The 11,551-nt window shown below is 50.2% G+C and carries 13 protein-coding genes; 4 read left to right on the forward strand and 9 right to left on the reverse strand.

Features of this window, described 5'->3' with window-relative positions; all coding sequences use genetic code 11:
* The coding region (locus Q0277_RS06160; protein WP_297996532.1) for a hypothetical protein at positions 1-317 on the reverse strand (317 nt) is incomplete at its 3' end.
* 282 nt (positions 318-599) lie between these two features.
* Positions 600-1,811 carry a saccharopine dehydrogenase family protein gene (locus Q0277_RS06165; RefSeq protein WP_297996534.1) on the reverse strand — a complete coding sequence of 404 codons (1,212 nt, stop codon included), beginning with the start codon at positions 1,809-1,811 and terminating at the stop codon, positions 600-602.
* A gap of 67 nt (positions 1,812-1,878) precedes the next feature.
* Between Q0277_RS06165 and Q0277_RS06170 the strand changes: the two genes are divergently transcribed.
* Positions 1,879-2,010 (forward strand): hypothetical protein, encoded by a 132-nt coding sequence (locus tag Q0277_RS06170; RefSeq protein WP_297996536.1) that lies wholly within the window; start codon positions 1,879-1,881, stop codon positions 2,008-2,010.
* Between the two features lie 170 nt (positions 2,011-2,180).
* Here Q0277_RS06170 and Q0277_RS06175 read toward each other — a convergent pair whose 3' ends face one another.
* The 7 genes from Q0277_RS06175 to Q0277_RS06205 all read right to left on the reverse strand — a co-directional run bounded on the left by Q0277_RS06175 (position 2,181) and on the right by Q0277_RS06205 (position 9,299).
* Positions 2,181-2,333, reverse strand: coding sequence for a DUF2892 domain-containing protein (locus Q0277_RS06175; RefSeq protein ID WP_315057307.1), 153 nt, complete (start codon positions 2,331-2,333; stop codon positions 2,181-2,183).
* A gap of 515 nt (positions 2,334-2,848) precedes the next feature.
* Positions 2,849-3,334: a hypothetical protein gene (locus Q0277_RS06180; RefSeq protein ID WP_297946029.1), complete on the reverse strand. Its 486-nt coding sequence runs from the start codon at positions 3,332-3,334 to the stop codon at positions 2,849-2,851.
* Positions 3,335-3,376: 42 nt separating this feature from the next.
* Positions 3,377-4,006, reverse strand: coding sequence for a LysE/ArgO family amino acid transporter (locus Q0277_RS06185; protein WP_297996538.1), 630 nt, complete (start codon positions 4,004-4,006; stop codon positions 3,377-3,379).
* The gene (locus tag Q0277_RS06190; protein ID WP_297996540.1) at positions 4,003-4,956 is read right to left on the reverse strand and encodes a hypothetical protein; all 954 of its coding nucleotides are present in this window, start codon (positions 4,954-4,956) and stop codon (positions 4,003-4,005) included. The genes Q0277_RS06185 and Q0277_RS06190 overlap by 4 nt, the downstream gene beginning before the upstream one ends.
* Positions 4,953-5,570, reverse strand: a complete 618-nt coding sequence (locus Q0277_RS06195) for a hypothetical protein (RefSeq protein ID WP_005871112.1) — start codon at positions 5,568-5,570, stop codon at positions 4,953-4,955. The genes Q0277_RS06190 and Q0277_RS06195 overlap by 4 nt, the downstream gene beginning before the upstream one ends.
* Positions 5,571-5,810: 240 nt before the next feature.
* The gene (fdh3B, locus tag Q0277_RS06200; RefSeq protein WP_005871109.1) at positions 5,811-6,368 is read right to left on the reverse strand and encodes a formate dehydrogenase FDH3 subunit beta; all 558 of its coding nucleotides are present in this window, start codon (positions 6,366-6,368) and stop codon (positions 5,811-5,813) included.
* Positions 6,369-6,377: 9 nt separating this feature from the next.
* Complete coding sequence (locus Q0277_RS06205; RefSeq protein ID WP_297996541.1) at positions 6,378-9,299, reverse strand: formate dehydrogenase subunit alpha; 2,922 nt, start codon at positions 9,297-9,299, stop codon at positions 6,378-6,380.
* Positions 9,300-9,477: 178 nt separating this feature from the next.
* Here Q0277_RS06205 and Q0277_RS06210 point away from each other — a divergent pair, with 178 nt between their 5' ends.
* The 3 genes from Q0277_RS06210 to Q0277_RS06220 all read left to right on the forward strand — a co-directional run.
* Positions 9,478-10,293, forward strand: a complete 816-nt coding sequence (locus tag Q0277_RS06210) for a radical SAM protein (RefSeq protein WP_366517329.1) — start codon at positions 9,478-9,480, stop codon at positions 10,291-10,293.
* Positions 10,290-10,976, forward strand: coding sequence for a radical SAM protein (locus Q0277_RS06215; protein WP_212321740.1), 687 nt, complete (start codon positions 10,290-10,292; stop codon positions 10,974-10,976). The genes Q0277_RS06210 and Q0277_RS06215 overlap by 4 nt, the downstream gene beginning before the upstream one ends.
* Positions 10,973-11,551 (forward strand): hypothetical protein (locus Q0277_RS06220; RefSeq protein ID WP_297996547.1); only part of this gene is annotated, 579 nt, incomplete at its 3' end. The genes Q0277_RS06215 and Q0277_RS06220, both read left to right, overlap by 4 nt.

Genomic DNA, 11,551 nt, shown 5'->3' on the forward strand with positions numbered 1-11,551 from the left:
GTCCCACTTGTTGATGAGGACGCCGCGCTTGCGTGAGGTTCATTAAATGCATCCGTAGCGATCGAAATTCTATTTACCTCCACTGCATGTGAATAGAGCGATTTTAGGTGCTCAAATTCCGCTTTTGCCGCGCGATAATCGCTGCCAAATTCGTAGTCGTAAGCATCACCGATCATTACCGTACGGTTTGCCTCTTTTTGGATCGCGCGAATTTGCTCCTTGCCTTCAAGCTCTACGGGCGCGGTTTTACTAGCACAACCCACAATGAGAAATGAAAATGCCATGCTAAAAATCAGCGCTTTTAAAATTCGTTTCATATCTACTCCGATAAAATTTTATGCGATTATAGCTAAATTTAAAGCAGCATTCGACGCACGGTATTGTCCCCGATTGAGACGAATTAAAATTTGAGGACGAGAGCGTATATGAAATACATGACTGAGCGAATTTAATTAGAATTTAAACGCAGCAGAATAAGGCGCAGTATTTTTTGCCTAGCTGAGGCGAAATTTGATTTTTAAGCGGAGCGTATATTTGATACGTGAGCATTAAAAATCAAATTTCAACGAAGTATAAGTAGAAAAAGACAAGCCTTAAATTTAGACTTCATACCTCTCGCCCGGTTTCATTTCTATCATCTCCCACGGCAAGCCCTGCTTATTTAGCTCGTCCATGAAAGGCTTGGCGTCGAAATTTTCCATATTAAAGACGCCTTTGCCGCTCCAGATGCCCCTTGCGACCATCATCGAGCCGATCATCGCAGGTACGCCCGTCGTGTAGCTCACGGCCTGCGCGCCAGTCTCGGCGTAGCAAGCCTCGTGGTCGCAGACGTTGTAGATATAGACCTGACGCTCTTTGCCGTCTTTTAAACCGCGGATTACGCAGCCGATATTGGTTTTGCCTTTCGTGCGAGGGCCGAGCGACGCAGGATCAGGCAACAAGGTCTTTAAAAACTGGATCGGCACGATCTTTACGCCGTTGTGCTCGACCTCGTCGATGCGTAGCATGCCGACGTTTTCTAGGCATTTCATATGCGTGAGGTAGCTCTGCCCAAATGTCATAAAAAAGCGGATTCTCTTCAGCCCTTTGATGTTTTTTACTAAGCTTTCTAGCTCCTCGTGATAGAGCAGGTAGCTGTCCTTGACGCCGACTTTGGGGTAGTCCCATTTAAACATTATCTGCATCGGCTCGGTCTCTTTCCACTCGCCGCGCTCCCAGTAGCGGCCTTTTGCGCTCACTTCGCGCAGGTTGATTTCAGGATTGAAATTCGTCGCAAACGGATAGCCGTGATCGCCCGCGTTGCAGTCTAGGATGTCGATCTCGCCGATCTCGTCAAAGAGATTTTGCTGCGCGTAGGCGCAAAATACGTTTGTCACGCCCGGATCAAAGCCGCTTCCTAGCAGCGCCATAGTGTTTGCGGCTTTAAACTCGCCGTCCTTCGCCCACTGTAGCTTGTATTCAAATTTGGCGGTGTCTGGGTGTTCGTAGTTTGCGGTGTCGATGTATGGTATACCAGCGCGAGAGCACGCATCCATCAGCGTTAGGTCCTGGTACGGCAGCGCGACGTTTAGCAGTAGCTCGGCGCCCGTTTTTTTGATGAGCGCGACCACGGCGTCGGTGTCGTCCGCGTCGATCTGGACGGTATCAATCTGCACGCCTAGGCGGTCTTTGATAAACTTAGCAATCGCGTCGCACTTGCTTTTAGTGCGGCTAGCAAGGGTTATTTTTGTAAAAACGTCCGCGTTCATCGCGCATTTTACGGTCGCGACTTGGCTCACGCCGCCCGCGCCTATGATTAAGATATTTGACATTTTGGCTCCTTTAAATTTTAAATTTAGCTGCAATTTTAGCAAATTTAAGATGAATTTTAAGAGGTGAGTGCAATTAATCATAGAGTTTGGTTGTGGCGGACGCGGAGCGCAAGCCCGCTCTAGCAAGAGCGCCGAAAGCGGCGCGGCGCTAAAATTTACGCAGATAGCGGCATGCCGATTGACGGCGGCACGAGATTAAATTTACCGCCTTGTATTGCGCGATAAAATTTTAAGCTTTAAAGGGCTAGTTTAAATTTAACATCCCGCAGCGAAGCGCGGATAATTAAAATTTAAAGCTCGCTCGCTTCGCCATAAAATTTATCGCGCCTTTTACCCGATGTACGGCAAAACCGTATACCGCGGCTAAATTTAGCGCTTTAGCGAACAGCGGTTTAAAAAGTAACAAGCGGGGCAAAATCCCGTGACGCCCACGATAAAGGGCACGAGCCCCACTAGCCCCACCAGCTGCCAAACAACGGCTTTTGCGATCATTATCGCCAGACCGATCAGCGCTCTTATTATCCTAGTTTTTTACTTGGCATTGCGTTTTCACTTCTTTGTTTTTACATTTTGCACGTATTAATGCTTAAAATTTTTAAAGTAAGCAATGGCAGCAAACCTCCACCTAGCGTATCATCTTTGAGCCCGCCCTCCTATACACGCACCTTAGTTAAATTCGGCTTCGTTTAATTATCTCTTCTTTTGCATAAAAGTGCGATCCGACAAAATTTGTGTGCCTAAGGAGCAAAATTTATTCGAGCTCGATTTAAAATTTTGACGAACGTAAAACAAGGCAAACTCGAAGGCAGGCGGGCAGTAGGGTAAAATTTGCGTATCGAAGGATAAAAATTTACATGTAGCTTTAAATTTGAAATCGCGATAAATTTTAACCGAGCGGAATTTTATCGTTGCAGAAAGTTTGTCTAAATTTAGCTCGCCGCGTGTTTTAGGGGGTTTAAATTCAGACGCTGCAGCAAAGAAGCGTAGTGCGATATTTACGATCGAGGCGGCATCGATCTCGCGCCGCACCGCTAAAATCAAATTTCGTAGCGATAAATCTTGCCGAAATTTTCGTCCAGAGTATAGCTAAACTCACCGCCTGCATAATAGATTGTCTCGCCACCCTCCAGCTCGAAGCGTTGGTACACGCGCAGCACGACCTCGTTTTCGCTGATGCCTTGGACATGGATAAAAATATCGCTCTTTCTGCCCGCGGTCATCGCCATTTGGTAGAGCTGATTAAATAGCGCGTATTCCGGATCTTTCTCGGCATCCTCTTGGGATAAAAAGCCTTCCAGCACGCCCAGCATCTCCGCGCGAAATTCCGTCCTGGCACGCGCATAGGCGTTTTGGATATTTTCGATCTGGTTGGTATCGAGTAAATTTAAAAGTGAATGTTTGCCCACGTAAAGCGTCGCGCTCGATGTGATTTTGCCATCCTTGTCGGTCACTAGTCGCAGAGCTTTCTCTACGCGCCACAAGGCCTCTTTTAGTTCGAGCCCGCTTTCAATTTCAATTTTCATCATAGATCCTTTATCAAGAATGCGGAATTTTAGCGTGAAATTTTAAATTTTAAAGACAAACTTCGCGATCAGATACGCCATATACAGCATCAAAACTCCCACCAGCGCGTCGATTATGCGCCATGCCCTACTGCTTGCAAAAAGCTTTGAAAGCGCCCGCGAGCCGTAGCCTAAGCCGAAAAACCACGCAAACGATACGAACATAACTCCCGCGTAAAACCACGGCTTTTGCGGATCCGCAATCGTAGCTCCGAGCGAGCCCACGACCACGACGGTGTCTAAATACACGTGCGGATTTAGAAGCGTCACCGCAAGGGCTTTGGCTACGACGGGCGCTAGCGGGCTATTTGCCGAGTTTTGGATCTTGGCAAAATGCGAGCCTCTGTAGGCGCTAAATAACGAGCTTAGCGCGTAGCAGAGCAGAAATATGATCCCGCCTATGCCTAAAATTTGGGTAAGAAGCGAGCCCTGCTTAAGAGTGCCGCCGATTAAAAATATCCCTACGGCCGTAAATACGGCATCGCTTAGCGCGCAAACCATGCAAACAGCCGCGACGTGGTTTTTTGCAAGACCTTGGGAGATGACGAAGATGTTTTGCGCGCCGATCGCGACGATGAGCGAGAGCATCAGCGCGGCTCCTTGCAAGAAAATTCCGATCGGCAAGGAGTTCAAGGCTGCACCTGCCTACTTATTTTACTTTCGCAGGCGGAGCTTTGCATCGCGGTATCGGCGGCATCATAGCTAGCCACTGCCGCACTTTCAGGCGCAACGTCAGATCCATTATCACCCGCGGGAATTTTAGGCGCGGAATTCTCGGCGCCTGTGAAATTTTCACCCGCGACGGCGCTATTTGAGGAAGCGGCATCATTCGGCGCAGAGGAGCTTTGTTCGTTTAAATTTGAAGCGCCCCCTAAATTCTGCGCGTTGTTTAAATCGGCAGCACCGCTAGAATTTTGCATGGCGGAATCTTGTGCGGCGCCGGAATTTTCCGCGCCTAAATTTTCATCTAAATTTTGTGCGCCGCAGGAATTCTGCGTATCGGAATTTTGCGAAGCGGAATTTTCATCGCGGAGGTTTTTAGCTTTAAAATTTTTACCGCTACTCGCGCTTTTTTTAGAGCCCTTGGCGCCCTTGCGAGTTTTTAAAGCGGTTTGCTCTTCCTCAGGGCTTTGCGAAAGACCCGCTTTTTCGCGCAAAATTTTACTCAGCTCGTAGATCGAAATTTCAAACGAGCCCGGCAGCGTAGCCTCCGTGTCGCTGTAAAATCGTAAAAAATTAAAGCGATCCTGCGCCTGCGGCGCTTTTTTGAATACAAAATTTAAAAGCTCCGTTTTGTTTCTGCCCGCGACAAAGGTTTTTATGCCTAAATTTGCGATATCTTTGTATTCGAAGCTCTCAGAATTCGCGCCACGCACGATCGTAAAAGCATCCTCGCCGATCTGCAAATAATTTTTAGCGCCGAGTCTGAGCGCGCAAAAAAACGCGCAAAGCGCCGCGACTACGGAAGCAAAAAGCGCCGCGCCGCCAAAGCCCGCGTGGTAGCAATATCCGCTAGCGAGCGCCAAAATCGCCGATCCCGCCAGCGTCATAGCTACGGGCTTTTTATTCTCTTTTACTATCATCTTCCCTGCTTAATCAGTTGTCTTATATATTCGTAAATTTTAAAATTTAGCGCATCCATTACCGAGTCTTTAGAGCCCGGATTTTTGATGCTTTGGTAGTTAAGATTAGTTACGTAATCCTTCCACGCGCCCTTGTTTTTAACGCTTATGTAGAGGCTGATCTGCGAGTCGTAGAAGTAGTCTCTGTAATAATCGTCGTCGTCCCAAGGATCATAACCGAACGGCATCCCCCAGCCTACGCCCACGCCCGTATATCTGTAATATCTGCCAAATCCCATACCAAAGCTAAATCTTGGATTATCCCACGATCTGCGCGAAAAATCCGCCTTGCGGAAGTAGTTTAGATTGCCGCCGATTTGGACGTTCGCCGCGCCTTTATTTACGACTTTAAATCCGTCCGCACGCAGATGCTGGATCACTACTTGGGTTAAATTTGAATCCGTCGTCGAGGTATTGGTGAAATTTACGCTTATGAGCTTATCCTGCGGAAATTCCATAATGTGAAGCGGCTCGGAAGTGCGCACGATACCGCTATTTACGGGCACGTTTTTAGAGCAACCTGTAAAAATCAAAAACGCCGAAATGACCAAAAAAAGTGAAATTTTATTTTTCAAGACGGATCCTTTCGCTTAAGATTTCAAATCCTAAATTTGAGTGATTGTAGCATAAATTTAAAATTTTAATGTCAGCAAGAAGCGATTTTTTGAAATAATCTAGTGGCAAATGGGTAGGTTCAGAATTTTTTAATAAAATTTCGCGCCGAGCGACCGCTAAATTTAAAGCCGTCGCTCGGTTGAAATTTCTGCGAAAAGAGACGGAATTTTAAAACCGGAGGAGTTTAAAATTCCACAATCTTATAGGCTCACGCCGCGCGTAAGCACGCGCTTGCGATAAACCTCCGAAACTCTGCTCGCGTCGCCCACGATTAGAGCGTTCGTGCAACAGATCGCCGCACACATCGGAACCTTGCCCTCTGCGATGCGGTTTTGACCGTATTTATGCAGTTCCTCGTGCGAAAACGTAGGCTCCGGTCCACCCGCGCACATAGTGCACTTATCCATCGCACCTTTGATACCGAAAGCCCCGTCTCTAGGGAATTGCGGAGCGCCGAACGGACACGCATAGAGGCAGTATCCGCAGCCGATACATTTATCTTTGTCATGTAAAACGACGCCGTCGGTTCTGATATAGAAGCATTGAACCGGACAAACCTGCGCGCAAGGCGCATCGGTGCAGTGTTGGCAAGCAATAGAGCTTGAAACCTCCTGCCCCTCTATGCCCTCGTTTAAAGTGATAACCTTGCGCCTATTGATCTGCACGGGAACCTCGTGCGCCGAGCTGCAGGCTACCTGGCAACCATAGCAAGCGATGCAACGCTCGACATCGACGTAAAATTTTAATCTTGCCGGCATTTTATCTCCTTATGCTCTTTCTAGTCTGCAAAGACCGGCGTTAAATTCCGAAATTTGCGTATTTATGTCAAAGCCGTAGTTGGTAATCGTATTTGAGCTCTCGCCTCTGATATATGGCTTAGTGCCCTCAGGATAGCGGTCGCTTAGATCCTCGCCCTGGAAAATTCCCGCGAAGTTATACGGCATAACAATACGATCAGGCGTTACGGCGTGCGAATAGATGCACTTGACTTTGATCTTCGTGCCTTGCGGCGAATGAATCCACATCATCTCGCCATCTTTGATACCTTTATCAGCGGCAAGCTTAGGATTTACGTGCGCGAACATCTCCGGAGTAATCGCCGAAAGATACTTGCTCGTGCGCTCGATCATGCCCGCACCGCTTAAATTTACGAGCCTTAGCGAGCTTACGATAGTAGGGAAGTCCTTGCTCCAATCCTGCTTTTTCTGCTCGGAGATAAATCTAGTAAATACGCGGAAATTTCGTTTTTGATCCGCAAAGGTCGGATATTTCTCCACTAAATCCCATCTAGGCGAGTGGATCGGTTCGCGATGCTTTGGAATTTGATCCGCAAACTGCCAAACCTTCGCTCTTGCTCTTGCGTTTCCGCAAGGACAAATTCCAAACTCGCGGCATTTTTTAGCGATAATGCCACTATAATCGGTACTCCACGTAGGCCCCATCTTGGCTTTTTCATCCTCGCTTAGCGTAATGCCTAAAACCTGTTCGATATTTGCTTTTGTAATCTCCGCATGACCGCCTTGAATTTTTGATCCCGGAAGTGTAATGCTCTCGTCGGCTAGCTGCGAAACGCCGTCGTGCTCTAAGCCGAAGCGGTTTCTAAATCCCATACCGCCGTCGGCATAAGGCTTAGTTACGTCGTAAAGAATCGGCGTGCCCGGGTGTTGCGTATCCCAGCAAGGCCATGGAAGTCCGTAGTATTCGCCCTCTACTTCGCCGCCTATGCCGCGCAGGGTATCGGGATCAAATAGATGCCAGTTTTTCTGCTGTCTGCGAAATCTAGCTGCGGTGCGTCCGTTATTTCCAATACTTTGAGTATTGCGTGCGATCTCGTCGGTAGCGTCGTCAGGCCAAACAAAATCGTCCTTAACCTGCTTAAGCTCGCCATCAACGATGCCCATCTTCATGCCGCGAACGTATTCGTCGTAAAAGCCGAATTTTTTCGCGAATAAAAACATTACCTCCTGATCCTCTTTGCTCTCAAATAGAGGCTTAACGATCTGAGTTCTCCACTGACCGCTGCGGTTTGTAGCGCTTAGATGACCTTCGCTCTCAAACTGCGTAGCTACCGGCAAAACATAAATTCCATCCGGTCTATCGTTTAGAATCGCTACTTCGTTTAAGAACGGCTCGGCGACTACCAGCATATCGATCTTGCCTAATGCTTCTTGAGTCTCGCGAACGTGAGCCATAGAAGTAATTCCTGTGCCTTGCACCCAAAGAACGCGGACGTTACCACTACTTAAAACGGGCTCGTTTTTCAAAACGCCCTGCCACCATTTAGATAGCGAAAAGCCCTTTTCGTTGCGCCAGTTTATCACATCTTGCTCGATGCTCGGATCGTAGTGGAAATACTCGGTAAAATTCGTACCAGGCACTTTTTCACCCTGCTTTTCGTGCGGCTGCTTAGTAGAGACGGCAAATCTTTTAATAAACTGCTCATAATCTACGCCCCAGCCCTTGCAGAAGTGCTTCCAAGCGTTATCGGCTAGCCCGTAATACGCAGGTAAGCTATCGGAGAGATTGCACATATCGGTAGCGCCCTGAACATTATCATGGCCTCGAAGGATGTTGCAGCCGCCGCCCGGCTTGCCCATATTGCCTAGTATGAGCTGCAAAAGAGCCAAAATTCTAGTATTAGAACTTCCGATCGAGTGCTGTGTAATGCCTAGAGCCCAGCATAAAGTAGCGGGCTTTGTGGTAGCGAACATCCTCGTAAATTCTATCAGCTCCTCTTCTTTGCAGCCGGTGACATTTGCTACCTCTTTAGGATCCCACTTCTCAGCTTCGGCTCTAATCTCCTCTACAGCGTAGGTCCTGGTTTTTATTAGCTCCTTATCTTCCCAGCCGTTTTTAAAGATTAGATGCAGCATTCCGTACACAAACGCTATATCGGTTCCCGGACGAATTCTAATATACATATCTGCCTTGGCCGCCGTTCTTGTAAAATTTGGATCGACGACGACGATCTTTGCGCCGTTTCTATCGCGCGCTTGAAGAGCGTGCTTCATAGCTCCCACTGGATTTGCAACCGCGGAATTCGCACCTATGAAAAGGATCATTTTAGAATTTTTCGCCATATCACCTACGTGATTTGTCATAGCTCCATAACCCCAAGTATTCGCCACACCGGCGACTGTTGCGCTATGTCAAATTCTGGCTACGTGGTCGTTGCTGTTTGTACCCCAGAAGGCTGCAAATTTTCTAAAATAATATGCCTGCTCGTTACAAAATTTAGCCGAACCCAGAAATACCACACTATCTGGGCCGTCCTCTTTGCGAACTTGAAGCATTTTATCGCCGATTTCGTTAATGGCTTGCTCCCAACTTATGCGCTCCCACTTGCCACCAACCTTTTTGAGCGGATATTTAAGACGCATTTTAGATTTGGTTAGATCGATTTGATCGATTCCCTTACAGCAGTGACTGCCCTGCGAGATCGGGTGATCTACTGCCATATCTTGGCGAATCCAGGTATTGGTGCTCTCATCCACTTGAGCCTCGATACCACAGCCTACGGAACAGATCGAACATATCGTTCGCTTCATAACGGAACCTGGAAATGGGTTTTTGATCTCTTGCTCAGTAGCAGCTCTTAGCGTATTATTTTCGCCAAACGCAGCTACGCTGCTCGCTCCTAAAGCGGCGAGTTTCAAAAACGATCTCCTTCCGATCGCATTCTCACTCATGAAAATTCTCCTAGTAAGCTACTTTATAGTATTTTTCCCACGCTTCACTCTCCCAGTAAAGCACCTCTTTTTTCGGTGATTTGCCACGAACGGTATCGCCATAGTCCTGCTCGCTTTTCGCTAGAGCCTGATCTACGCCAAGCAGAAGATCTCCTCCGACGCCGAATACGAGAAACGCCTGTACGAAGTCCTTGAGGCCATCCGCCCACTGAATCCGTCGGTGAGCGTGACCGGGGGCGAGCCGACGATCCTGCCGCGTACATACATCATCGCCAAGGCGCTGAGAGAACTTGGTTTCAGGAAGAAGACCATCACCTCCAATGGGTCAGGGCTATTCCGTCCGGTCGGCGGTCACCGGAAGGCGCCCATCGACGCCTTGCTGGAAGCGGGGTTCGACCACCTCAACATCTCGCGCGCCCACTGGGACGACGCCGAGAATGCGCGCATCATGCGCTACAAACGCACTGTCAGTGACACCAGCCTGGCACATCTGGCCAGGATCCTGTCCTACCTTGAGGGTGAGAGGCTTGCCCCGCGCATCCGTTGCATCCTCCTGCGGGAGGGGGTGGGGACCGTCAGGACGATGAAAACCTATCTCGACGTCCTGCGGGAGGCGGGTGCCAGGAACTTCATCTTCCGGGAGCTTATGGACTATGACCGGAATGCCGTGAACCTCCCCATGATGCGCTACATGGACGAGAACAAGGTGCGCCTGAACGATCTCTGGGCCGAGATCGACGATGACGCCAGTTTCCGCAGAGTCCTGAATATCCTCGGCTATTACTACTACGTCGAGGTCTACCGGTACAGGGACTGCACTGTCGCCTCCGAGTCCGCGGACCTGAGCCGGCAGTACACCGAGAAAGACGACAACCCGGACATGGTCTATGAGATGGTCCTGCATGAGAACGGCAACCTGTGTGGCTCGTGGATCGAGACCGAGGACATCCTCGACCGGTACGACGGCTACCATGACCGAGGGGCATCGCGGTGAGAAACGGTTACCGGGTTTACCTGTCACTGACCAGCAACTGCAACCTGGACTGCCCGTTCTGCTGCATGTACTCCGGCACTGGCCGCGAGACTTTCATCGAAGTGCGTAGAGCCTTCGACATCCTCGATATGGCCAACGCCCGCGGCGTCCCAGTGGAGGTCCAGCTGGAGGGAGGTGAACCCTTCACGCATCCCGGGTTCTGGGTCATCCTCCACTACGCGCTCACGCTGGACAACATCGTCAAAGTCAACATCCTCACCAACGGCATCGACCTCATCTCCCACCTGGAGCACATGGTCATGCTGCGCCGCGAGAGGCCAGAGGTCGCCTTCTGCCTGAAGGTGAGCGTCAACTACTGGATCCTAAAGGAGATCTCAGGCCACATGGACACCGTTGCCGCGGCGGTGTTCGCAGTCAGGCACGTCAAGGGGGTCGATGTGCTGCTGAACGTCCGGGAGCGTGTGAACGACGATTACCGGGGCATGATCGACTCCTACGGCCTGCTCGATGTCTCCAGCATCTACAAGCTCCAGTCGTACGGGAGACTGTCGAAGGCTGGCAGGCTTTACGGCAAACCGGTGATCGTGCAGAACATCGACGAGTGGGCGGTCTACGGTTCCGATGGGACACCTTTCGGTCATGACCTCATCGGTAGGTCCGAGCATGAGAGGACCCTCCCGTGAGGACGGTGAAACTTGATCTGGCTGACAGGGTGAGCACCGAGCAGCACGACTACACCCGCGAGCCGGGGCCGCTGAACATCCACCTGGCCTACGACAGCCTCGCGGAGATAGCGGATCTGGAGACTGCACTGACGGACTGTGCCCGTTTCCTCCGGTCCGAACAGGGCGCCGGGAAGCTCGAGGCTTCCTACACCTTCTTGGATACGCCATACCGGGCCGGAACCCCGGAACGGCTGACGGACTGCTTACGGATCATGCACGGCCTGGGTATTCCCGAGCGGACAATCAATGCGCCGGCCAGCCTGTTGGGTGGGTCGGATGGGCTGCTCGATGCCCTTGTCGCAACCCGGTCGGTGCACAACATCAACGTTTGCGATGTGCTGGCCTGCGATCGCAGGCTGCTCGCCGGGCTTGGTGCCCTCCTCAGGGTGGCTGGCGGAACACTGAGGGCATCGAGCACAGCCCACGAGATGGCGCAGTTCCTGGGGGCGGCAGATGCCGTGGATGTGGGCGTCTTCAGTCGTGTCTATGAGGTCTTCGAGGCTCTGGAACAGCACAGCCACGTGACGGCGATG

The sequence above is a fragment of the uncultured Campylobacter sp. genome (genome assembly GCF_938030815.1).
Lineage (GTDB): Bacteria > Campylobacterota > Campylobacteria > Campylobacterales > Campylobacteraceae > Campylobacter_B.

What these genes read in the sequence shown, in the direction of transcription:
- Q0277_RS06165 (WP_297996534.1), bottom strand. Translation starts at nt 1,811, where the DNA reads ATGTCAAATATCTTAATCATAGGCGCGGGCGGCGTGAGCCAAGTCGCG.
- Q0277_RS06180 (WP_297946029.1), bottom strand. Translation starts at nt 3,334, where the DNA reads ATGAAAATTGAAATTGAAAGCGGGCTCGAACTAAAAGAGGCCTTGTGG.
- fdh3B (WP_005871109.1), bottom strand. Translation starts at nt 6,368, where the DNA reads ATGCCGGCAAGATTAAAATTTTACGTCGATGTCGAGCGTTGCATCGCT.
- Q0277_RS06190 (WP_297996540.1), bottom strand. Translation starts at nt 4,956, where the DNA reads ATGATAGTAAAAGAGAATAAAAAGCCCGTAGCTATGACGCTGGCGGGA.